Annotated in this window: 22 protein-coding genes; 13 read left to right on the forward strand and 9 right to left on the reverse strand. The window is 65.5% G+C overall.

From position 1 onward, the window contains the following. Positions 1 to 7: 7 nt before the first annotated feature. The gene (gene fliE / locus FEF15_RS13935) at positions 8 to 337 is read right to left on the reverse strand and encodes a flagellar hook-basal body complex protein FliE (protein ID WP_163559776.1); all 330 of its coding nucleotides are present in this window, start codon (positions 335 to 337) and stop codon (positions 8 to 10) included. 303 nt (positions 338 to 640) lie between these two features. Here fliE and fliF point away from each other — a divergent pair, with 303 nt between their 5' ends. The 13 genes from fliF to fliR all read left to right on the forward strand — a co-directional run bounded on the left by fliF (position 641) and on the right by fliR (position 12,047). Continuing rightward, entirely contained in the window at positions 641 to 2,416 is a 1,776-nt protein-coding gene (gene fliF, locus FEF15_RS13940) for a flagellar basal-body MS-ring/collar protein FliF (RefSeq protein WP_163559777.1), read from the forward strand. Beyond that, positions 2,413 to 3,423 (forward strand): flagellar motor switch protein FliG, encoded by a 1,011-nt coding sequence (fliG, locus tag FEF15_RS13945; RefSeq protein WP_163559778.1) that lies wholly within the window; start codon positions 2,413 to 2,415, stop codon positions 3,421 to 3,423. The genes fliF and fliG overlap by 4 nt, the downstream gene beginning before the upstream one ends. Further along, the gene (locus FEF15_RS13950) at positions 3,416 to 4,165 is read left to right on the forward strand and encodes a flagellar assembly protein FliH (RefSeq protein ID WP_163559779.1); all 750 of its coding nucleotides are present in this window, start codon (positions 3,416 to 3,418) and stop codon (positions 4,163 to 4,165) included. Before fliG ends, FEF15_RS13950 begins: the two co-directional genes overlap by 8 nt. Positions 4,166 to 4,177: 12 nt before the next feature. Further along, positions 4,178 to 5,572 carry a flagellar protein export ATPase FliI gene (gene fliI, locus FEF15_RS13955; protein ID WP_163559780.1) on the forward strand — a complete coding sequence of 465 codons (1,395 nt, stop codon included), beginning with the start codon at positions 4,178 to 4,180 and terminating at the stop codon, positions 5,570 to 5,572. After that, positions 5,569 to 6,027, forward strand: coding sequence for a flagellar export protein FliJ (gene fliJ / locus FEF15_RS13960; protein WP_163559781.1), 459 nt, complete (start codon positions 5,569 to 5,571; stop codon positions 6,025 to 6,027). Before fliI ends, fliJ begins: the two co-directional genes overlap by 4 nt. 19 nt (positions 6,028 to 6,046) lie before the next feature. After that, positions 6,047 to 7,441: a flagellar hook-length control protein FliK gene (locus FEF15_RS13965; protein WP_163559782.1), complete on the forward strand. Its 1,395-nt coding sequence runs from the start codon at positions 6,047 to 6,049 to the stop codon at positions 7,439 to 7,441. Positions 7,442 to 7,599: 158 nt separating this feature from the next. Next, the gene (gene fliL, locus FEF15_RS13970) at positions 7,600 to 8,076 is read left to right on the forward strand and encodes a flagellar basal body-associated protein FliL (RefSeq protein WP_163559783.1); all 477 of its coding nucleotides are present in this window, start codon (positions 7,600 to 7,602) and stop codon (positions 8,074 to 8,076) included. 15 nt (positions 8,077 to 8,091) lie between these two features. Continuing rightward, on the forward strand, positions 8,092 to 9,138 hold the full coding sequence (gene fliM, locus FEF15_RS13975) for a flagellar motor switch protein FliM (RefSeq protein WP_163559784.1): 1,047 nt from the start codon (positions 8,092 to 8,094) through the stop codon (positions 9,136 to 9,138). Next, positions 9,131 to 9,709 carry a flagellar motor switch protein FliN gene (fliN, locus tag FEF15_RS13980; RefSeq protein ID WP_163559785.1) on the forward strand — a complete coding sequence of 193 codons (579 nt, stop codon included), beginning with the start codon at positions 9,131 to 9,133 and terminating at the stop codon, positions 9,707 to 9,709. Before fliM ends, fliN begins: the two co-directional genes overlap by 8 nt. Then, positions 9,706 to 10,143 (forward strand): flagellar biosynthetic protein FliO, encoded by a 438-nt coding sequence (gene fliO, locus FEF15_RS13985; RefSeq protein WP_163559786.1) that lies wholly within the window; start codon positions 9,706 to 9,708, stop codon positions 10,141 to 10,143. The genes fliN and fliO overlap by 4 nt, the downstream gene beginning before the upstream one ends. Further along, positions 10,140 to 10,889: a flagellar type III secretion system pore protein FliP gene (gene fliP / locus FEF15_RS13990; RefSeq protein ID WP_163559787.1), complete on the forward strand. Its 750-nt coding sequence runs from the start codon at positions 10,140 to 10,142 to the stop codon at positions 10,887 to 10,889. Before fliO ends, fliP begins: the two co-directional genes overlap by 4 nt. Positions 10,890 to 10,969: 80 nt before the next feature. After that, a complete protein-coding gene (fliQ, locus tag FEF15_RS13995; protein WP_163559788.1) occupies positions 10,970 to 11,239 on the forward strand; it encodes a flagellar biosynthesis protein FliQ in 270 nt (89 codons plus the stop codon). 7 nt (positions 11,240 to 11,246) lie between these two features. Next, positions 11,247 to 12,047, forward strand: coding sequence for a flagellar biosynthetic protein FliR (gene fliR / locus FEF15_RS14000; protein WP_163559789.1), 801 nt, complete (start codon positions 11,247 to 11,249; stop codon positions 12,045 to 12,047). Positions 12,048 to 12,139: 92 nt separating this feature from the next. On the opposite strand, the gene flgL is transcribed toward fliR, so the two are convergent. The 8 genes from flgL to FEF15_RS14040 all read right to left on the reverse strand — a co-directional run bounded on the left by flgL (position 12,140) and on the right by FEF15_RS14040 (position 20,975). Further along, positions 12,140 to 13,462: a flagellar hook-associated protein FlgL gene (gene flgL, locus FEF15_RS14005; protein ID WP_163559790.1), complete on the reverse strand. Its 1,323-nt coding sequence runs from the start codon at positions 13,460 to 13,462 to the stop codon at positions 12,140 to 12,142. Positions 13,463 to 13,483: 21 nt separating this feature from the next. Next, the gene (gene flgK / locus FEF15_RS14010; RefSeq protein WP_163559791.1) at positions 13,484 to 15,442 is read right to left on the reverse strand and encodes a flagellar hook-associated protein FlgK; all 1,959 of its coding nucleotides are present in this window, start codon (positions 15,440 to 15,442) and stop codon (positions 13,484 to 13,486) included. Between the two features lie 101 nt (positions 15,443 to 15,543). Beyond that, a complete protein-coding gene (flgJ, locus tag FEF15_RS14015) occupies positions 15,544 to 16,647 on the reverse strand; it encodes a flagellar assembly peptidoglycan hydrolase FlgJ (RefSeq protein WP_163559792.1) in 1,104 nt (367 codons plus the stop codon). Continuing rightward, positions 16,647 to 17,792 (reverse strand): flagellar basal body P-ring protein FlgI, encoded by a 1,146-nt coding sequence (locus FEF15_RS14020; RefSeq protein ID WP_163559793.1) that lies wholly within the window; start codon positions 17,790 to 17,792, stop codon positions 16,647 to 16,649. Before FEF15_RS14020 ends, flgJ begins: the two co-directional genes overlap by 1 nt. Before the next feature lie 31 nt (positions 17,793 to 17,823). Then, positions 17,824 to 18,516 (reverse strand): flagellar basal body L-ring protein FlgH, encoded by a 693-nt coding sequence (locus FEF15_RS14025; RefSeq protein WP_163559794.1) that lies wholly within the window; start codon positions 18,514 to 18,516, stop codon positions 17,824 to 17,826. Positions 18,517 to 18,538: 22 nt separating this feature from the next. Further along, on the reverse strand, positions 18,539 to 19,321 hold the full coding sequence (gene flgG, locus FEF15_RS14030) for a flagellar basal-body rod protein FlgG (protein ID WP_163559795.1): 783 nt from the start codon (positions 19,319 to 19,321) through the stop codon (positions 18,539 to 18,541). A 28-nt stretch (positions 19,322 to 19,349) separates the two neighbouring features. After that, positions 19,350 to 20,108: a flagellar basal body rod protein FlgF gene (locus FEF15_RS14035; RefSeq protein WP_163559796.1), complete on the reverse strand. Its 759-nt coding sequence runs from the start codon at positions 20,106 to 20,108 to the stop codon at positions 19,350 to 19,352. A 27-nt stretch (positions 20,109 to 20,135) separates the two neighbouring features. Then, positions 20,136 to 20,975, reverse strand: coding sequence for a flagellar hook-basal body complex protein (locus FEF15_RS14040; protein WP_163559797.1), 840 nt, complete (start codon positions 20,973 to 20,975; stop codon positions 20,136 to 20,138). Positions 20,976 to 21,041: the final 66 nt, after the last annotated feature.

The following is a 21,041-nucleotide window of genomic DNA, read 5'->3' on the forward strand; positions in this document are numbered from 1 at the left end:
ACGCGCCTCACACCTGCATGTTCATGACATCCTTGTAGGCCGTCACCAGGCGGCTACGCACCTGCTTGCCCATCTCGAAGGCGACGCTGGCCTTCTGCATGTCGACCATCACGTCGTTGAGCTCGACACTGGGATCGCCGGCCTGGAAGGCCTTGGCCTGGCTGTTGGCGGTCTGCTGCAACTGGTTGATGCGCTGGATCGACGCCTGCAGCTCGTCGGCGAAGCCGCCCTGTCCCACGCGGGTGGAAACCTGCTGCCCCTTGTCAGACTGGCCAGCGGCCTGACTGGCGAGGCTCTGCATCTGGGCAAGCGCCGACTGGATGGAGGGTGAACTCATGCGCAAGCTGTCCCTGGTCAGATAATCGAAAATCACGACGGTGCTTTAAAGGTGATGCCAGGCTAGCAGCTCGGTGTCGCGCGCCATGCCACCAAATGGCACGGAAAAACCGGGCTTTTCCTGCCTTTGGCGTACACGCCCCCTTGGATAATGGCGTCCATCATAAATGCGCACTTGCCGGCAGGTCACACTGCAGCACGGGCGCCAGAATAGCGATGGACGGATGCAGTCGATGCCTTCATCTCGGAAAAGCAGGGAAACCAGGGTTCATCAGGCGGGCATGGCGCGCTCTCGGGGGTGCGCATGAGCAATGGCGCTACGACGCCAAACCGCCAGGAATCCAGCAACAACCAGACGGCGGGCTCTGCCAGGCAGGGCTCGCTGGATCAGTTGCTGGCCCCCCTGCGCAACAACCCGCTGATTGCCGTCCTCATCGGCGGGGCCGCCTTCATTGCGATCGTGGCGGCGCTGATCATGTGGGCGCAGAGCCCGAACTACCGGGTGCTCTACAGCAACCTCAGCGAGGCCGACGGCGGTCGTATCATCGGCGAGCTGGACAGCCGCGGCGTACCCTATCGTTTCAGCCAGGGCGGCCAGGCCCTGCTTGTGCCCGGCGACCAGGTTCACACCCTGCGCCTGCAGCTCGCCGAACAGGGCCTGCCGCAAGGCGGCAATGTCGGCTTCGAATTGATGGACGAGCAGGCGTTCGGCGTCAGCCAGTTCGCCGAGCAGGTGAACTTCCAGCGCGGCCTGGAGGGTGAACTGTCGCGCTCCATCGAGTCGCTGGGGCCGGTCACGCGGGCTCGCGTTCACCTCGCCATGGCCCAGGACTCGGTGTTCGTTCGTGACCAGAAGCCGGCCAAGGCATCGGTGGTGCTCACCATGCAGCCCGGGCGGACAATGGGCGAAGGCCAGGTCAACGCCATCGTGCACATGGTCTCGAGCAGCGTGCCCGACCTTGCCGCCGAGGATATCACCGTCGTCGACCAGAACGGCCGCCTGCTCTCCACCCCCAGCGGCAATGGCCTCGACCTCGACGGCACCCAGCTCGACTACATCGCCGAAGTGGAGCGCTCCTACCGGCAGCGCATCGAGAACATCCTCATTCCCCTGCTCGGGCGCCAGCGCGTGCGAGCCCAGGTGGCCGCCCAGATCGACTTCTCCCGGCGGGAGCAGACCGCCGAGCGCTACGCGCCCAACCAGCCCCCCAACGAAGCCGCTATCCGCAGCCGCCAGTCCTCGCTCTCCTACAATGGCGATGACGACCTGGCGCTGGGGATCCCTGGCGCGCTGAGCAACACGCCCCCCGGCACGGCGCCCTCCCCCATCGCCCAGCCCGAGGGCGAGGACAGCGAAGAAGGCGACGCCGAGAACGGCGAGGAGGAAACGACGGCCCAGGAAGAGGCGCTGCAGGCGCTGAACAACCTGCGCCAGGACGACGTGGTCAACTACGAGGTGGACCGCAGCGTCGAGCACATCCAGCATCGTCGTGGCAGCGTGGAACGTCTCTCCGCCGCGGTGGTGGTCGACTATCGCGAAGAGCGCGACGAAGCCGGCGAATGGCAACAGGTACCGCTCAGCGATGTCGAGATCGACCAGATCGAGCGCCTGGTGCGCCAGGCCATCGGCTTCTCCCAGGCACGCGGCGACGAAATCGAAGTGGTCAACAGCCCCTTCAGTCGCACCGAGGAGGCAGAAGAAACCCTCGAGTGGTGGGAATCGCCCGAGGTGCACACCCTGGCGCTCACCATCGGCCGCTACCTCCTGGTCGCGCTGGGCATCCTGCTCACCTACCTGCTGATCCTGCGCCCGCTGATCAAGCGTTATACCCAGCAGCCGGTGCTCACCACCGCCACCACCACGGGCGGCGCGCTCAGCGTGCAGGTGGGTGACGAGGCGGCCACCAGCGAGGACGAGAGCGAGGACGCCAGCGCCGACAAGGAGCGCACTTATCCCAAGCCGAAGCGCCGTCGCAAGTCGTCCGCCTACGAGGACCACCTCACCGAGCTGCGCGAGATGGCCCAGGAGGATCCGCGCATGATAGCCATGATCGTTCGCAACTGGATGAACAAGGAATGAGTGCCGCAACCACCCAAGCCATGAGCGGCCTGCGCCGCAGCGCCATCCTGATGCTGGCCCTGGACGAGGACAGCGCGGCCGAGGTGTTCAAGTTCCTGCCGCCCAAGGAGATTCAGCAGCTCAGCATGGAGATGGCCGAGCTCGGCCAGGTCTCCCACGAGGACATGCAGCGGGTCCTGCAGGACTTCAACGACGAGACCGAGGAGTTCATCGCCCTCAACCTCAACTCCAGCGAGCACATCCGCTCGGTGCTGACCAAGGCACTCGGCAGCGAGCGCGCCACCAGCCTGATCGAGGATGTGCTCGAGACCTCGAGCACCAGCTCGGGTATCGACTCGCTCAACCTCATGGAACCCTCCATGGTGGCGGAGCTGATCCGCGACGAGCACCCGCAGATCATCGCCACCATCCTCGTCCACCTGGAGCGTCACCAGGCCGCCGACGTGCTCGAGCTCTTCGACGACAAGCTGCGCAACGACGTGGTGCTGCGTATCGCCACCTTCAGCGGGGTGCAGCCGGCCGCACTCCAGGAGCTCACCGAGGTGCTGTCGAACATGCTCGACGGCCAGAACCTCAAGCGCAGCAAGATGGGCGGCGTGAGAACCGCCGCGGAAATCCTCAACCTGATGAACTCCAACCAGGAAGAGACCGCCATCGAGACGGTGCGCGCCCACAGCGAGGACCTGGCCCAGAAGATCATCGACGAGATGTTCCTGTTCGAGAACCTGCTCGACATCGACGATCGCAGCATCCAGCTGGTGCTCAAGGAGATCGACACCAACTCGCTGGTGGTGGCGCTCAAGGGGGCCCCCGACTCGCTCATGGAGAAGTTCCTGCGCAACATGTCGCGCCGTGCCGCCGACCTCATGCGCGAGGACATGGAGGCGCGCGGCCCCATCCGCGTCTCCCAGGTGGAGGCGGAGCAGAAAGCGATCCTGCAGGTGGTGCGCCGCCTCGCCGATGCCGGCGAGATCGTGCTGAGCGGCGGAGACGACACCTATGTCTGATCAGCCCGCCGTCCCCATCGAGCGCAACGCCGCCTGGCAGCGCTGGCACATGGGCGAGCTGGCCTCCGGTGCGCGCCGCCGCGAGGAGGCCGCACCGCCGAGCGAGCACGCCCGGCAGGAGGCCGCCACTCGCCGCGCTGCCGAGCGGCAGCGTGCCGAGCTGGAGGCGCTGCGCGAGCAGGTACGCCGTGAGGCGCGCGAGGAAGGCTACCGGGCCGGGTTCGAGGAGGGCCGCCGCGAGGGCCATGCCCAGGGGCTCGAGGCGGGGCGCCGCCAGGCCGAGGAAGAGCTTGACGCACGCGCCCACGAAACCCTCGCCCCCCTCGAGCCGCTTGCCACGGCGTTCTCCGAGGCCCTCAGCGAGCTCGACGAACGGCTCGGCGACGACCTGGTGGCGCTGGCCCTGTCGACCGGCTACCAGCTCGCCGGCGAGGCGCTCAAGACGCGCCCGCGGCAGATCCTCGAGATCATCCGTGCCCTGCTGCACACCGAGCCGCCGCTGACGGGGCAACAGCGCCTGTGGCTCCACCCCCTGGATCACAAGCTGGTGGAAAAGCACCTCGGCGAGGAGCTGGCAGCCGCCGGCTGGAAACTGCAGCCCGACGACCAGCTCACCCGCGGAGGCTGCCGGGTCACCAGCGCCAGCGGCGAACTGGATGCCACCTGGGAGAGCCGCTGGCAGGCGGTCAAGGCGCAGGTGCGCCAGCGCCGCTCTCCGTCGTCCGACCGCAAGAGCGAGTAGCAGGAGCGCCCCATGCCCGAGGCCCTGGCCCACAACCCCCATCACGCACGCTGGCAGCAGACGCTCGCCCACGTGCGCGAGCGGGTCGACAGCGTGCCGGCCTATCGCACCAGCGGGCGCGTGCTGCGCGCCACCGGCATGGTGATCGAGGCCGTGGGACTGCGCGTGGCACTGGGCAATGCCTGCCGCATCGAGCTGCCCTCCCCCGGCAGCCATGAGCCGCCGCGCTATGCGGAAGCCGAGGTGGTCGGCTTCGCCGGCGAGAAGCTCTTCCTGATGCCGCTCTCCGAGATCACCGGCCTGATGCCGGGCGCGCGGGTCTTTCCGCTGGGCGACGGCCCCGACCATGCCGCCCGACGCTTCCCGCTGGGCGAGTCCCTGCTCGGGCGGGTCGTGGATGGCAACGGGCAGCCCCTCGACAGCCTCGGCCCACTGGAGGGCGCGCCGCGCGCACCACTCTCCTCCCCACCGCTCAACCCACTGTCGCGCGCGCCCATCGAGGACCAGATCGACGTGGGGATTCGCGCCATCAATTCGCTGCTGGCCATCGGCCGCGGCCAGCGCATGGGGCTGTTCGCCGGCTCCGGCGTAGGCAAGTCGGTACTGCTCGGCATGATGGCGCGCTACACCCGGGCCGACGTCATCGTGGTGGGGCTGATCGGCGAACGGGGGCGCGAGGTCCAGGACTTCATCGACAACATTCTGGGTGAAGAGGGGCGCCGCCGCGCCGTGGTCGTGGCCGCGCCGGCCGACACCTCGCCGCTGCAGCGCCTGCAGGGCGCTGCCTATGCCACGCGGCTCGCCGAGGGCTTCCGTGACCAGGGGCAGAACGTGCTGCTGATCATGGACTCCCTGACCCGCTACGCCATGGCGCAGCGCGAGATCGCCCTGGCCATCGGCGAGCCGCCGGCCACCAAGGGCTATCCGCCCTCGGTGTTCGCCAAGATCCCGAGCCTCGTCGAGCGTGCCGGCAACGCCGAGCGCGGCCGCGGCTCGATTACCGCCTTCTACACGGTGCTCACCGAAGGCGACGACCAGCAGGACCCCATCGCCGATTCGGCGCGCGCCATCCTCGACGGCCATATCGTGTTGTCGCGTACCCTGGCCGAGGCCGGGCACTATCCGGCCATCGACATCGAGGCGTCGATCAGCCGTGCCATGACCCACATCATCGACGCCGACCAGCTGCGCATGGCGCAATCCTTCAAGCAGCTCTTCTCGCGCTACCAGCGCAACCGCGACCTGATCAGCGTCGGGGCCTACACGCCGGGCCACGATCCGCAGCTCGACGAGGCCGTGAGGCGCTACCCCGCGCTGGAGCAATTCCTCCAGCAGAGCATGCAGGAGAGCGCCTCGATTGCCGCGGCCCGAAAGCAGCTCGAGACGACCCTCGGAGGTAAGCAATGAGTGCAACCTCACAGCTGGACATGCTCAGCGAGCTGGCACGCAATGCCCGCGACCAGGCAGGCCAGGCGCTGGCAGGCGAGCGACAGAGCGAGCAGCAGGTCAACGCCCAGCTCGAGTCGCTGACCCGCTATCGTCACGAGTACGCGGTGCGCCTGCAGCAGGCCATGCGTGACGGCATCGACCCGGCCAGCATGCACAACTACCAGCAGTTCCTCGCCTCGCTGGATGCCGCCCTGGAGCGCGCCCGCCAGGCCCTCGAGGAACAGCGCCAGCGGGTGACGCGGCGCCAGCAGCAGTGGCAGCAGGAACAGCAGCGGCTCTCGGCCTACGACACCCTGTCGTCGCGCCGCGAAGCCGAGCAGCAGAAACAGGAAGCGCGCCGCGAGCAGCGCTTCAATGACGAAATGGCATCGGGACGGTTGCTGCGCGAGCGCAACGCCGCCCGCGACACCTGAGACACAGCGGGAGATGGCGATGGACATTCAGATGATGCTGGCCGCCCTACCGGGCAAGAGCGCCACCAGGCAGCCGGGCAACGCCCCCGCCGCCGGGCAGTTCGCCCAGAGCCTGGCCAGCGCCGGGCAGCGCACGGGCGGCGACCTGGCCACGCTGGCGGCGTCTGCCTCCGCGACGCCGACCGCGCAGCCCCCCCCCCAGACGGCACGCGCCAACGCCCTCGCCGAGGCACTGGCTGCCCACGGTCTGTCGATGCCCGGCGCCGACGCTCCCCAGCTGGAACTGCCCCAGGCGCAGCAGGACCTGGAGGCGATCGTGGAGCGCCTGGAGTCCATCATGGCCGACGCCTCTGCCGCCCCACCGCAGCCCGGACAGGAAGGCACGCCCCTGCCTCGCCTGGAGGACGTGCTGACGGACTTGGCTGACGACCCGTCGCTCGACGCGGCGACCGCCCAGGCCATCGAGGCGGCCATTCAGTCCAACGAGGCAAGCGCCCAAACCGCTGACGACACCAGCATCGCCGCTCTCCAGCAAGCCCTGGCGGCCCTGGCCGGCGGTCAGCGCCAGGCAACGGCCGGCGAGCGAGCGGCCGAAGCACGCCCAGGGATAGCAGCGCCAGCCCAGCCTGCCACTGGGACACCCGCCGACGCGCTGCTGAACGGCCAGGGACGGGAGGCGAAAGCTACCGATAGAGGCGGCCCGCAGTTCGCCGCCAAGTCGCTCGAACCCACACCGCTCGACGCCAAGTCACTCGATGTCAGGGCCGCCGAGACAGCCTGGCTGACAGCACGTCAGAACGCCGGATCGAACGGGCTCGGCAGCGAGAGTGGGCGAGCGGTAGCTAACGAGGCCATGGCGGCCCTGACTAGCAGCCCAGCCGGCCCGCAGGGCAGTTTCACACAGGCCATGGCGTCGGCGACTGCCGCAACGACCGGCACTGGCATGCCCGGCCAGGCCAGCCTGAGTGCACCGGTCCAGAGCCCGGCCTGGCCCGGCCAGCTGGGCCAGCAGCTGGTGCAGTTCGCTCGTCAGGGAGGGGAGCAGCACATCGAGATGCGGTTGCATCCTGCCGAACTCGGGCCGCTGTCGGTGACGCTCAAGATGACCGAACAGGGTGCCCAGGCCCAGTTCCTGTCGGCCCATGCCCAGGTGCGCCAGGTCATCGAGCAGGCGATTCCTCAGCTTCGCGAGGCCCTTGCCGAGCAGGGCATCGACCTGAACGACACCTCGGTGGGCGAGCAGCGCCAGCAGGAGGGCCAGGCCTTCGCCGGTAACGAGGAAGGCAGCGGCCGTGGCACGGCGGGCCAGGGTGAGCTCGCCGACGAAGGCCTGGCCCGCGGCGATGGCACGCCTCCTGCCGGCGAGGGCATGAGCGACATCGCCCTGGACGGCCGGGTCAACCTTTACGCCTGAGGCCGTGAGACGCGGGCCAGGGCCTCGACGCTGACAAAAACTTGAGATAGCGGCGTACACGCAGGGTGTTCGCCCCATCGTTCCGGAACGCCACCGGGCATACTTCCGGTTTTTCGCACGGCGATCCATCACGACAACCCATCACGATAGGCAGGGCAATGGCAAACTCGAAGGACGGCTCTTCCAAGCTTCTATGGCTACTGCTGGTGCTGGTACTGCTTTCCAGCGTCGCGGCCGGCATCGCCATCTATCTGGTGATGCAGGATGACGGTACAGAGGCTGACGGCCAGCTGCAGACACAGCAGGTAGAACGCCCTTCGCCGATCTTCGTCAAGATCGAGCCCTTCACGGTCAACCTGGCCGACGACCGCTACGGCTCGCGACTGCTGTATACCGGTCTCTCGCTCAAGGTCGGCGACGAGGAGACGCGCGAGATGCTCGAGGAGCACATGCCCCAGGTGCGCAGCCGCCTGCTCACGCTCTTTTCCGGCAAGGAGGCCCAGGAGCTCACTTCGCCGGAGGGCAAGCGGTTGCTCAGCCAGGAAGTGATAGCAACCCTCTCTGAGCCCATGACCGAGCCGCAGCCGTCGCTGGAGATCCAGGACGTGCTGTTCACCGAGTTCATCGTCCAATAGCGCTGGCGGGCCACCATGTCCCAAGACGACCTGCTGTCACAGGAAGAGATCGACGCGCTCCTCAAGGGCGTGAGCGGAGATGATGAGCCGTCGGCGCGCAGCGACGGCGACTCCCGCGTGCGCCCCTATGATCCGGCGACGCAGCACCGGATCATCCGGGAGCGGCTGCAGGCCCTGGACATCATCAACGAGCGTTTCGCGCGCCATTTCCGCATGGGTCTGTTCAACCTGCTTCGCCGCAGCGCGGACATTACCGTCGACAACGTGCGCTACCAGAGCTACAGCGACTTCTCGCGCAACGTGCCGGTGCCCACCAACATCAATATCATCGCCATGAAGCCGCTGCGCGGCTCGGCCCTGATCGTGTTCCCCCCCAACCTGGTGTTCATGGTGGTCGACAACCTGTTCGGCGGCGACGGGCGCTTCGTCACCAAGTCCGAGGGGCGCGAGTTCACCAATACCGAACAGCGGATCATCCAGCGCCTGCTGTCACTGGCCATCGATGCCTACTCGGAATCGTGGAAGTCGGTGTACCCGCTGGAGATCAGCTACCTGCGCTCCGAGATGCAGTCGAAGTTCGCCAACATCACCAACTCGCCCAATGAGATCGTGGTGAACACCAGCTTCAACATCGAGGTGGGCAACCTCACCAGTAGCTTCCAGGTCTGCATCCCCTACTCGATGATCGAGCCGCTGCGCGACCTGCTGGCCAACCCGCTCAGCGATGGCAGCCAGGACCAGGACGGCACCTGGACCCAGCGCATGGCGGGCGAACTTCGTCACTCCGAGGTGGAGCTGATCGCCAATTTCACCACCATTCCCAGCCGGATCGCCCACGTGATGGCGTTGAAGGTGGGCGACGTCCTGCCCCTCGAGCTGCCGGAAACCGTAACGGCCAGTGTGGATGGCGTCCCCGTGATGAAGTGCGAGTACGGCAGCCAGCACGACCAACGCGCGCTTCGTGTCATCCGCATCATCGACCATGGGGCGCAGCACTCTTCGTCTCCCGACGCCTTCATCAAGGGCACTGCGCCGCAAGCCAAGGACTTCAAGCATGACTGATCCCAAGAAACCCGATCAGAACGTCTCCGACGATGACTGGGCGGCCGCCATGTCCGAGCAGGAGAACACCGGAGCCTCTGCCGATGACGATCCCTGGGCGGAAGCCATGGCTGAGCAGCAGGCGGCGGAGCAGTCGTCGGGCCCGGCCGAGGAAGATCCTTGGGCCGAGGCTCTGGCCGAGCAGGAAGCCGCGGAATCCGCCGAGCAGGACAGGCCCGCCGAAGAGTCGCGTCCCAAGGCACCCGCTCAGGCGGCCGGCGACCAGGTGTTTCGTCCTTTGGACAAGGGCGCGGACAGCAGCACGACACCGCGTGACCTGGAAATGATCATGGACATCCCGGTCAAGCTAACCGTGGAGCTCGGCCGCACCAAGCTGACCATCAAGCAGCTTCTGGAACTGGCCCAGGGTTCGGTGATCGAGCTAGACGGCCTGGCCGGAGAGCCCATGGACATCCTCATCAACGGCTACCTGATCGCCCAGGGCGAGGTGGTGGTTGTCGATGACAAGTACGGCATCCGCATCACCGAGATCATCACGCCCTCCGAACGCGTGCAGAAACTCAATCGATGAGCGACACCCCTGCTTCCGAAACGCAGGCTGCCGGGCTCGACGCCCTCGCCTCGAGCGGCGACAGCCTGGTGGGCATGGCCACCCTGGGCAAGACGGCTGCCGCCCTGGCGTTGGTCGTCGTTATCATTTTCGTGTGCACGGCGTTGCTGCGCCGCTGGGGCGGGCACACCCGCATGGCCGGCCACCACCTGCAGGTCGTCGCCAGCACCGCGCTGGGCAACCGCGAGCGCCTGGTGATCGTCGAGGTGGAAGACACCTGGCTGGTACTCGGCGTGGGCGGCGGCCAGGTCACCAAGGTGCATGAAATGCCCGCCCCGCCCACTCCCGAAGGCGCGCCAGCGGAGGCGGCAGGTGACGAGCCCTTCGCCACCCGCTTCGCCCGTGCCCTGCGCCACAATGCCGGTCTGGGAGGCAATGGCCGGAGGGGATCATGATGCGCGCCCTGCTGCTGGCAGCGGCCGGTGTCCTGCTGCTGCTCGTCGGTACCGCCGGAGCACTGGCCCAGGAAATTCCCGGCATCGTCAGCAGGCCGCTCGAGAATGGCGGACAGCAGTGGTCGCTCTCCCTGCAGACCCTGCTGCTGCTGAGCTCGCTGGCCTTCCTGCCCGCGGCACTGCTGATGATGACCAGCTTCACGCGCATCATCATCGTGTTGAGCCTGCTGCGCACCGCCATGGGCACCCAGGCCACGCCCCCCAACCAGGTATTGCTGGGGTTGGCATTGTTCCTCACCTTCTTCATCATGTCGCCGGTCATCGGCAACGTCTACGAGACGGCCTGGGTACCGCTCACCAGCGACGCGATCAACTTCGAGGAGTTTCTGGCCCGGGCCCAGGTGCCGGTCCGCGAATTCATGCTGGCCCAGACCCGCGAGCCCGACCTCGCCCTCTTCGCCCGTCTCGGCGAGGTGGGGCCCATGCAGGGCCCGGAAGAGGTCCCCTTTCGCATCCTGGTGCCGGCTTTCGTCACCAGCGAGTTGAAGACCGCCTTCCAGATCGGTTTCACCATTTTCATCCCCTTTCTGATCATCGACCTGGTAGTGGCCAGCACGCTGATGTCGCTGGGGATGATGATGGTGCCGCCGGTGACCATCTCGCTGCCCTTCAAGCTGATGCTGTTCGTGCTGGTGGATGGCTGGCAGCTGATCGTGGGCTCGATGGCGGAAAGCTTCTACTTGTGACAACCATTACCTGTGACAGCCACTACCTGTGACAGCCTCGTTCGCGTGACCCGCCCGTCTGGCGGGAAGGAGCCGACACGATGACACCCGAAACGGTCATGGGAATCGCCTACCAAGGCATGCGCACCGCCCTCTTCCTGGGCGGCCCCCTGCTGCTGACGGCCCTGCTGACGGGCTTGACGGTGAGCCTCTTCCAGGCGGCCACCCAGATCAACGAGATGACCCTCTCCTTCATTCCCAAGATCCTGGCGGTCTTCGCGGTGCTGGTGTTGACCGGCCCCTGGCTGTTGAAGCTGATCACCGACTTCACCCGGGAGCTTTTCACCGGCATCCCCGGCATGCTGCAGTGACCCGCCCATGGTGGAGGTGACCTTCGCCCAGCTCCAGGGCTGGCTCGTTGCCTTCTTCTGGCCCTTCGTGCGTATCCTCGCCTTTTTCGGCGCCTCGCCGCTGTGGGGGCATTCCAGCGTCCCACGACAGGTAAAGATCGGCCTGGCTCTGCTGATCACCGTCGTCATCGCGCCGGTGCTGCCGCCCATGCCCGACATTCCCATGCTCTCCTGGGCAAGCTTCGGGGTGATGATCGAGCAGCTGCTCATCGGCATCGCCATTGGGCTCGTCATGCGCGTGACCTTCGCCGCCGTGCAGGCCGCCGGCGAGTTCATCGGCATGCAGATGGGGCTCGCCTTCGCCACCTTCTTCGATGCCAGCAGCGGCACGAACTCGGCGATCCTGTCGCGCATCTTCTACATGATCACCCTGCTGATGTTCCTGGCCATGGGCGGCCACCTGATGGTGCTCGAGGCCCTGATCGCCAGCTTCCAGGGGCTGCCAATCGGCATCGGCCGCTTCGATCCGGCGGCCTTCGAGCTGCTGGTGCGCTACGGTGGCACGATCTTCGTCTCCGGCATGTCGCTGGCCCTGCCGCTGGTGGGGTCGCTGCTGATCATCAATTTGGCGCTGGGCATCCTCAACCGTTCGGCACCGCAGCTCACCGTCTTCAATATCGGTTTTCCCACCTCCCTGACCGTCGGCCTGATACTGCTGATGGTGCTGATGACCGATATCTCGCGTTTCCTGGCGCGCCTGTTCGGCAACGGCCTGGCCTTTGTGCACCAGCTCATCGAAAGCCTTGCGCCACTCCCGCCCCCGACGTGAAGCTCAAACGAAAAAACCGCCCTGGCGAACCGGGGCGGGACAAGGACCATGGCAGTCGCCACGGTCGGCAGGGAAGCACTGGCGTACGGTGATCAGAGGAAATTGAAGAGCGACAGCCCCTTGATATCCACGAAGGCCTTCTGGGCGGCCTGGAGCCCGACCTGACGCAGGCTGTATTCCGAAATGGCCTCGTTGTAGTCGAGGTCGACCAGGTCGGACAGGGTCTGTTCGTAGTTCATCATGCGGTTGCCGCCCACGGCATCGACGACATCGAGCTCGTTGAGCCGTGCCCCCATGGAGGCACGCACCGTCAGAACGTTATCGAGGCTGTTGTCGAGCTCGCGCATGGTGGAAGAGAGCGTGTTGCGGACATGGGCGCGGTTCTCGGGTTGCCCCTGCTGATCCATCTCCAACACGTCGATGGCGTCCTTCAGGGACTTGAAGAGATCCTGATTGGCGTCGTCCGCATTGGCCGGGCGCAGCTGGATTTGATCACCGTCTTCAGGTTCGCCTTCAAGGGTAATACTGATTCCAGCAGCGTTGATGGTTTGCCCCGACTCATAGACTACATCTTGGACAGAGTTACCCGCTTCATCCTGCATGGCATTTCCAGCCGCATCGAGAGCAGAGTAAGAGACAGTTTCGGGAGTAGTAGTGTCATCAACACTGAACTCAATACGGAAACTCTCACCGAAACCAGCAGCATCAGCATTTACACGGCTTGGACCCTTGAACGTGACCGAGCCACTATTGGCGAAGAAGCCTTCTGCTTCTTGAACACCAATAGTGTTGCTGCTTCCTGCATCCGTATCCCTTTCTGCCCGGGCCACATAGCCCGCGCCCGAGGGCACGCTGCGGAAAATCGTCTCGCCGTTGTCCGCCACCGGCATCAACCGTGAGGCGTCGATGCGTTGGGCACGGGTGTTGTCGTCGCCGATATACTTGACCCCCTCTACCCCGTCGCCGCTGGTACGGGCAAAGGGTGGGGAATCATCCTGATAGCCACCGAACAGGTAACGGCCGTTGCCGTCGGTGGCGTTGGCCTGGCCGACCAGGCTCTCATAGATACCACGCAGCTCCGCAGCGACCGACTGGCGGTCGACGTCGCTCAGGGTATCGCTGGAAGCCTGCACCAGCAGCGTCTTGGCGCTGGTGATGGCGTCGCTGACGCTGTTGAGCACGCTCTCGCCCTGGGCCAGCGTATTGCGTGCCGACACCCGCGCATCGGCATACTGTTCGGTGACGGCCTTGGCCTGCGAGACGCCCACGGCACGCGACGCGGCCTGGGGGTCGTCGGAGGGGTTGACCACTCGGCGACCGCTGGCGATCTGCTGCCCGACCTTGAGGAAGTCGCTCTGCTGGCGATTCATGGACGAGACGCTCTGCTCGTACATGGTGACGCTGCTGATACGCATGCCGGAAGACTCCCTTCAGAATCAGTTACGCAGGCCGAGGATGGTATCGAACACCGTGGAGGCGGTGTCGATCACCTTGGCGTTGGCTTGATAGAACTGCTGGAAGCGGATCAGGTTGGCCGCCTCCTCGTCCAGATTCACGCCGGACTCGGACTGCTGCACCGCCCGCAGCTGATCGGTCAGCCCCTGGCGAGCATCGAGATTGACCTTGACGATATTGGTGCGGTTGCCCACGTCGCTGACCATGCTGCCGTACGCCTGGCTGAGCGAAGCATTGCCGGCGACCAGCTCGGCATCCTGCAAGTCTTGCATCGCCAAGGCATTGGTGTTGTCGCCCGAGCCCGCAGCGTTGCGGCCAAACTCCAGGCCGCTGGTTTCCCCGGCTTGGGGCAGTTCGTCAATTGTGAATCGGACGCCGTTGACTTCCAGCTTGTCACTGGCGGCTATGGGAGCACCATCAACAACGCCAGAAGCGTCCACAGTGCGCGTCTCTCCATTGACGAGAATGTCAGTCGGCTGGGTGAAGCCGGTTGCGCCACTGAAGGTTAGCTGGCCCGCATCGTTCAAGGTGATATCGTAGGCCTCGCCGCCACTGAGTGCGCCGGCGTCGGCCCCCAGCCCCGATACGGCCATATCGCCGTCGGTCGCCACCAAGCTACCCGCCGCAATCTTATCGAGATCAGCAATATTGGTTTCCATCTCAGCAGCGGCCTGGCGTACGGGCTGCACCTCGAAACGGTTGCCCTCCTGCAGGGCGGTGCTGTCATTGAACGTCAGCGTCATGCCGCCGAAAGACAGTGTATCGGTCGCAGCATCGAACGCATCAGCGTCGAGACTGACTTGCTCGCCACTGTCCTTGCGGATGATCGAAAACCCGGTAGCATCGGTAGGGTTATCCTGCGTCACTCGAATCTCGTAGCCGGTAGCACGCAGCTTACCGATATTGGCCGCATCGAAGGCGGTAGCGTCGATCTCGGCGCTGCCGGCATTGCGTTCATTGGAGTAGGCGCGTGGCTGACCGATGGCGAAGAAGTCCTCGCCCTGTTCGCCATCAAGATCCTGGCCAAGGCGGTGCTGCTCATTGAAGCCGACGGCCATGGAGACGGCCATCTGGCCGATCTGATTCTGGGTCTTGTCGAGGGTCTCGGCGCGGAAGGTCATGAGGCCGCCCAAGGTACCACCGGTGACGGTGTCTTCCGACAGCGGCTGGACGTTGCCCCCCGAGTCACGATAGCCCAGCACCATCTGCTGGGGATCGCTCGGCGACTCCATGGCCAGCAGCGGGCGATGCTCGGTGCCGGACACCAGCGGCTGACCGTTGGGCAAGCTGATGTTATAGGCCTTGCCGTCCTGAATATTGAGGCGCACGTCCATGCGCTCACTGAGCTCGTTCACCAGCCGATCGCGCTGGTTCAGCAGTCCATTGGGGGCTTCACCCTGCCGTGCCCTGGCCAGGGCGATCTCGCGGTTCAGGGTCGCCAGCTGCTGGGTGGTGTTGTTGATCTGAGTGACTTCATCCTTGATCTGGCCATTGATGCCCTCCTGCATGTCCTGCAGGTAGCCATCGAAGGCGCGAAACTGCGCACTCAGGGTATCGGCGCTGCCCAGTACGCCTTGACGCGAGGCGGGATCGGACGGTGCCCCCGCCAGATCCTCGAGGGACGAGAAGAAGTTCTGGACCAGCGGGGCCAGTCCGGCATCCCGATCGGCCAGAAGATTGTCGATCTGGCTGACCTGGTTCTCGTAGGTTTCCAGGGCGCTCGAGGCGCTGGTCGCCGCGTTGAGCTGCGAGGCCACGTACTGGTTGAACTGGCGCTGGATATCATTGACACGCACGCCACCGTCCCCCTTCCCTTCGGAGAGGATCGTCGACTCTCGGTTGAACCCGGGGGTGTAGACGTTGCTGATGTTGTTGCTGGTGGTATTCAGGGCATTCTGGGCGGCGTTGAGTCCGCTCAGGCCAGTCGAGAAGATGCTCATGGTCTCGCTTCCTTTGCCAATACCCTGTTTATCGGCGACGCCGCCGGCAACTTTAGGCCTATCAATGAATAATCCCGTGACGGCGAGCGCGTGGCACGCCCTCAGTACAGCGACTGCGCCAGGCTGAGATCGCTACCCGTGTCGGCCTCGGCCAGGGCCGTGCCCGCGGTATTCCGCAGCTGTCCCATGATGGCGATGAGCTTGTCGGAATAGGCGGGGTCGGTGGCATAGCCACCGGCCTGCAAGGCCCGGGCCGCCTGTTCGGGCGAGCCAGCCCGGCCCACTGCCGCATAGCGCGGGTTGTCGCCGATCAACCGCGCATAGTCGGTGAAGGCCGCCTCGAAGGAGTCATAGACGCGGAAGGCGTCGGTGACAGGCGTGCGCCGGCCGTCGATGTATTCGTGGGTGGTGATGTCCGTCGTCTCGCCGGCCCAGCTGCTGCCGGCCTTGATACCGAACAGGTTGTGACTGTTGCCGCCATTGGCCGTGGGAATCTCATGCCGCCCCCAGCCGGTCTCCAGCGCCGCCTGAGCCAGAATCAGCTCGGCCGGCACCCCCGTGCGACGGCTGGCCGCTCGGGCGGGCTCGACGAGGCGTTCCGCAAAGCGCTGCACGGGCCCCAGCTCATCGCCGGGCGCCTTGGCCCGGGTGGATTCAGCTCCTGGTACCGTTTCACTGGCGGCCACCGTTGCCTGGACGGCATTCATGAAGCCGCCGCGCTGGGCATCCAGAGCATCGAGGAAGTGGGATGGCGAGTCGGCGGGGGCGGTTTCAGCGGGCTCGGAGGTGCTCTCGGCATCGGGCTGGATGGCATCCTGAAGCACACTCGGGGTACCGCGGGGAATGCCCGCAATCAGGGCCTCGAGCTCGCCCTCGTCGACTCGCTCCTGTGACGGCGGAACGAGTCCTCGCGATTGGAGCTGTTCCACCAGGTGATCGGCCAGGCCGATGCCACGCTCGGACATCGTCTGCGCCCACTGCTGGTCGAGCATCGACTGATAGAACTCGGTCTGCTTGCTGGACATCAGATCCGAGGTGGGTACCGCATCGCGCATGCTCTTGACCATCATCTGCAGAAACATCGCCTCGAACTGCTTGGCGGCATCCTGCAAACCGGCCCCGGCATCCTGCCTTGCCGTGTGCTTGAGGCGCTGCAGGCCCTGCATGTCGAGGGCAAACTGGCTGCTGGATTGCTGAATGCTCATCAGATGATCTCCAACTCGGCACGCAGCGAGCCGGCTGCCTTGAGCGCTTCGAGTATCGCCATGAGGTCCTGGGGCGTGGCGCCCAGCGCATTTAGCGCATTGACGACCTCGGTCAGGCTGGCGCCTTCCACCACCCTCAGGTAGGCCTCCTGCTGCTGGATCTCGATATCGGCATCCGGCACGACGACGGTTTCGCCCTCGCCCAGCGGTGCCGGCTGGCTGACGCCGAATTGGGTGTCGATGACGATGGAAAGGTTGCCGTGGGCTACGGCGGCACGGCGTAGCGTCACGGCACTGTTCATGACCACGGAACCGGTGCGCGCATTGAACACCACCTTGGCCGGGGCTTCGGTGGGCGTGACGTTGATCTGCTCGACCCGCGCCATGAAGTTGACCCGGGAGTTGGCATTGTGGGGACCGTCGAGGGCGATGACACGCCCGTTGCGTGCGGCGGCCACCGGACGCCCGAACTCCAGATTGATGGCGCTCACCACCCGCTGTGCGGTACCGAAGTCAGCCTCATGGAGCTGGAGCTCCAGCAAGCCGTTGTCGGCGCCCAGCTTGACGGGCACCTCGCGTTCGACCATGGCCCCGCCGGCAATGCGCCCCCCCGCCTGCTGATTGATTTGCACGCTGCTGCCGGCCGCCTCGGCACCGGCACCGGCGACCAGCAGATTACCCTGGGCGATGGCATAGGTATCACCGTCCGCCCCCTTGAGCGGTGTCATCAACAGGGTGCCACCGCGCAGGCTGCGCGCGTTGCCGACCGACGACACGTTCACATCGAGACGCTGGCCGGGCTGCGAGAAAGGCGGCAGGTCGGCGGTGACCATCACGGCGGCCACGTTGCGCAGCTGCATGTTGGTGCCTTCCGGCACGGTAATGCCGAGCTGCGAAAGCATGTTGGTCAGGCTCTGACCGGTGAAGGGGGCCTGCATGGTCTGGTCGCCGGTACCGTCGAGGCCCACGACCAGGCCATAACCGACCAGCACGTTGTCGCGCACGCCGGCAAAGCTGGCCAGTTCGCGGAGGCGCTCGGCCTGGGCCGGAAGGGCCACCACACAAGCCAGCAACAGCACGGCGAGGCTCGCCAGGCGCCGGCGCAGCGGCAACGGGCGTACTGCGCGGGTTACGGGAAACGTCATCGGGTTGCCTCGGAAGCCAAAAGCCATCAGATCAGAAAGGGGACACGTTGAGGAAGAAGCGCTGCAGCCAGCCCATGTGCTGCGCCTCGCTGATGTAGCCATCGCCCACGTACTCGATGCGCGCATCGGCCACGCTGGTGGAGGGCACCGTATTCTGCCCGGTGATGGCACGCGGATTGACCACCCCCGAGAAGCGGATGAACTCCACGCCCTGATTGATGGCGATCTGCTTCTCGCCCCGCACGCGCAGATTGCCGTTGTGCATCACCTCGAGCACCGACACCGTGATCGTGCCGGTGAAGGAGTTGTTGGCCTGGGAACCCCCGCCACCGCTGAAGTCGCTCTCGCCGGACACGTCAAACCCGTATTCGGAAAGCGTCTCCAGAGCATCCGGTAGTTGGGCCAGATCGAGGCTCGCCGAGCCGTCGCGATCGGCGTTGGAACGCGCGTTCTTGCTGGCGCTGACCTCTTCGTCGAGCACGATGGTGAGGATGTCGCCCACCTGACGCGGGCGCCGATCCTCGAACAGTGGCTGGTACCCGCGATGCGCCTGGTAGATGGAACCATTGGCCTTGCGCGGCGGCGGCTCAACGAGCGCGAGCTGCTCCTGTTCACCCACGATCGAGGCGCGGGGAATCTGGGCGCAGCCAGCCAGGGCCAGCAACGTCAGGGCCAACAGCGCCACGGCAAGGCGCCGGGCCACGGGGGGCAACTGGGAGTTCACGCAATTCTCCGGGCCGGCGGCCTTACAGCTGAGCCAGGCGCGCCAGCATTTCGTCGCTGGTCTGGACCGCCTTGCTGTTGATTTCGTAGGCCCGTTGGGTCTGGATCATGCTGACCATCTCCTCCACCACGTTGACGTTGGAGGTTTCGACATAGCCTTGGGAGAGGCGCCCCGCCCCGTTCATGCCGGGCATGGTTTCGTTGCGCGGTCCCGACGAGGTCGTCTCGACGTAGAGGTTGCCGCCGATGCTCTCGAGCCCCGTGGGATTGACGAAGGTGGAGATGGTGACCTGACCCACTTCCTGCGACTGGTTGTTGCCCGGCTGACGCACCGACACCACGCCGTCTTCGCCGATCGAGAGGGAAAGGGCGTTGTCGGGAATGATGATGGCCGGCTCCAGCGGATAGCCGTTGGCGTTGACCATCTGGCCATTCTCGTTGAGCTGGAAGCTGCCATCGCGGGTGTAGGCGGTGGAGCCATCCGGCATCAGCACCTGGAAGAAGCCGTTGCCGTTGATCGCCAGGTCGCGCGAGTTGCCGGTGTTTTCCAGCCCCCCCTGGGTGTGCAGGCGCTCGGTGGCCACGGGGCGCACGCCGGTACCGACCTGCATGCCGGATGGCAGGCGATTCTGCACGTCGTTCTGGGCACCGGGCTGGCGCAGGTTCTGGTAGAGCAGGTCTTCGAAGACGGCCCGCGACCGCTTGAAGCCATTGGTGCTGACGTTGGCCAGGTTGTTGGAAATGACGTCGAGCTTGACCTGCTGGGATTCCAGGCCGGTCTTGGCGGTCCAGAGTGACTTGATCATGTTCTAGGTTCCTCTTGCGTGGGCCGCATCAGCCCTGGATGGACAGCAGGCCGTTGGCGCGCTGGGCGTTCTCGTCGGCGGTGCTGACCACTTTCATCTGCATCTCGTAGCGCCGCGCCACGTCCAGCATGGAGACCATGGCTTCCACGGCGCTGACGTTGCTGCCTTCCAGCGAACCACTGGCCACCCGGGCATTCTCGTCCGCCGGCAGCGCTGCTACGTTGCCTTCCGCGTTCGGCGGGGCACGGAACAGGCCGTCCTCCCCCCGTACCAGGCCGTTTTCGCCAGGCGTGACGAGCTTGAGCCGGCCGACGTCGACCAGCGCATCGGGGTCCTGCCCTTCGCCGATGGCGCTGAGCGTGCCGTCGGCGCCAACCGAGACGCTGGAGCCCAGCGGCACGATGATCGGGCCATTCGCACCGATCACCGGCCGCCCATTGATCTGCACTACACCGTTGCCATCGACCTGCAGGTCACCGCGCCGGGTGTAGGCCTCTCCCCCGTCGTCCGCCTGCACTGCCAGCCAGGCGTTGCCTTCCGGCGCCACGTCGAGGTCACGCCCGGTGCGCTGCACGGGGCCCTGGGAAAAGTCGGTGCCCGGCGTGCTGGCCGCCACCGACACCCGGGTGGCATGGGCCGCCTCCCCCTGCACGGGCACCGCGCGCATGGCATGCAGCTGCGCGCGGAAGCCGGCCGTGGAGACGTTGGAAAGGTTGTGGCTGACCACCGCCTGCTGGTCCATGCTCTGCTTGGCGCCGCTCATGGCGGTATAGAGGATGCGATCCATGGCTGGGACTCCCGTCTCGACTCAGGCTTAGCGCAGGTTGATGGCAGTCTGCAGGAGCTCGTCCTGAGTCTTGATGGTCTGGGAGTTGGCCTGATAGGCGCGCTGGGCTACGATCATGTCGACCAGTTCGCGGGCCATGTCCACGTTGGAGGTCTCCACCGCACCCGACACCACGCCACCGAACACCCCGGTACCCGGCTCGCCGACGAGTTCCGGGCCGGATTCGACGCTCGCCGTCCAGGCATTGTCACCGGCCGGCGTCAGCCCTTCCTCGTTGCGGAAGTTCACCAGGGCGATCTGGCCGGCCGGGCGCGACTGCTCGTTGGAGTAGTTGCGCATGATGGTGCCATCGTCTTCGATTGTGATGCCCACCATCGTGCCGGAGGTGTAGCCGTTCTGAGTCAGGGTACTGGTCGTGGAGGTATTGCCGAACTGGGTAGTGCCAGCGAGATTGACCTGAACAGCAAGTGCTTGGGCATCACCACCCAGTGGGGTATTGGCATTGCTGGCGAAATTCAGGTCATAGGTAGTAGTGCCTGCAGTACCACCAACGGCCTGCAAAGTACCGTTATTATCGAACTCAACGGTCGTATCGTTAGCCGGATCGTAGAAGCCATCCATGCTGACTTTTACATTCCAAGTATTCGGCTCGGCCGTTGGCGTCAGGGGAGTAGAGCCTGCGGGCGGTGTAGCACCGGAACTGGCGCCACCAGCATCATAATAATCCGTGCCGTCAAAATATACGGCATTGCCATTCACATCGGTGAATATCTCTGATCCAGCAGGAGCAGGGTCAGTGCCTACTGGCGCTCCGAGAGTTGCCTGCGCCTTCTCATAGTAAACCGTAATGTTCCTGGGGTTACCCAAAGAGTCAGGTTCTTCGTCACTTCATGTGGATTTGGCCTGATCGAGCAGGCGCCCCACGGGGCTGCC

The sequence above is a fragment of the Halomonas sp. NO4 genome, assembly GCF_010994375.1.
GTDB lineage: Bacteria > Pseudomonadota > Gammaproteobacteria > Pseudomonadales > Halomonadaceae > Halomonas.

Coding starts and splice junctions, on each gene's coding strand:
- fliE (WP_163559776.1), bottom strand. CDS start 337: ATGAGTTCACCCTCCATCCAGTCGGCGCTTGCCCAGATGCAGAGCCTC.
- fliF (WP_163559777.1), top strand. CDS start 641: ATGAGCAATGGCGCTACGACGCCAAACCGCCAGGAATCCAGCAACAAC.
- fliG (WP_163559778.1), top strand. CDS start 2,413: ATGAGTGCCGCAACCACCCAAGCCATGAGCGGCCTGCGCCGCAGCGCC.
- FEF15_RS13950 (WP_163559779.1), top strand. CDS start 3,416: ATGTCTGATCAGCCCGCCGTCCCCATCGAGCGCAACGCCGCCTGGCAG.
- fliI (WP_163559780.1), top strand. CDS start 4,178: ATGCCCGAGGCCCTGGCCCACAACCCCCATCACGCACGCTGGCAGCAG.
- fliJ (WP_163559781.1), top strand. CDS start 5,569: ATGAGTGCAACCTCACAGCTGGACATGCTCAGCGAGCTGGCACGCAAT.
- FEF15_RS13965 (WP_163559782.1), top strand. CDS start 6,047: ATGGACATTCAGATGATGCTGGCCGCCCTACCGGGCAAGAGCGCCACC.
- fliL (WP_163559783.1), top strand. CDS start 7,600: ATGGCAAACTCGAAGGACGGCTCTTCCAAGCTTCTATGGCTACTGCTG.
- fliM (WP_163559784.1), top strand. CDS start 8,092: ATGTCCCAAGACGACCTGCTGTCACAGGAAGAGATCGACGCGCTCCTC.
- fliN (WP_163559785.1), top strand. CDS start 9,131: ATGACTGATCCCAAGAAACCCGATCAGAACGTCTCCGACGATGACTGG.
- fliO (WP_163559786.1), top strand. CDS start 9,706: ATGAGCGACACCCCTGCTTCCGAAACGCAGGCTGCCGGGCTCGACGCC.
- fliP (WP_163559787.1), top strand. CDS start 10,140: ATGATGCGCGCCCTGCTGCTGGCAGCGGCCGGTGTCCTGCTGCTGCTC.
- fliQ (WP_163559788.1), top strand. CDS start 10,970: ATGACACCCGAAACGGTCATGGGAATCGCCTACCAAGGCATGCGCACC.
- fliR (WP_163559789.1), top strand. CDS start 11,247: ATGGTGGAGGTGACCTTCGCCCAGCTCCAGGGCTGGCTCGTTGCCTTC.
- flgL (WP_163559790.1), bottom strand. CDS start 13,462: ATGCGTATCAGCAGCGTCACCATGTACGAGCAGAGCGTCTCGTCCATG.
- flgK (WP_163559791.1), bottom strand. CDS start 15,442: ATGAGCATCTTCTCGACTGGCCTGAGCGGACTCAACGCCGCCCAGAAT.
- flgJ (WP_163559792.1), bottom strand. CDS start 16,647: ATGAGCATTCAGCAATCCAGCAGCCAGTTTGCCCTCGACATGCAGGGC.
- FEF15_RS14020 (WP_163559793.1), bottom strand. CDS start 17,792: ATGACGTTTCCCGTAACCCGCGCAGTACGCCCGTTGCCGCTGCGCCGG.
- flgG (WP_163559795.1), bottom strand. CDS start 19,321: ATGATCAAGTCACTCTGGACCGCCAAGACCGGCCTGGAATCCCAGCAG.
- FEF15_RS14035 (WP_163559796.1), bottom strand. CDS start 20,108: ATGGATCGCATCCTCTATACCGCCATGAGCGGCGCCAAGCAGAGCATG.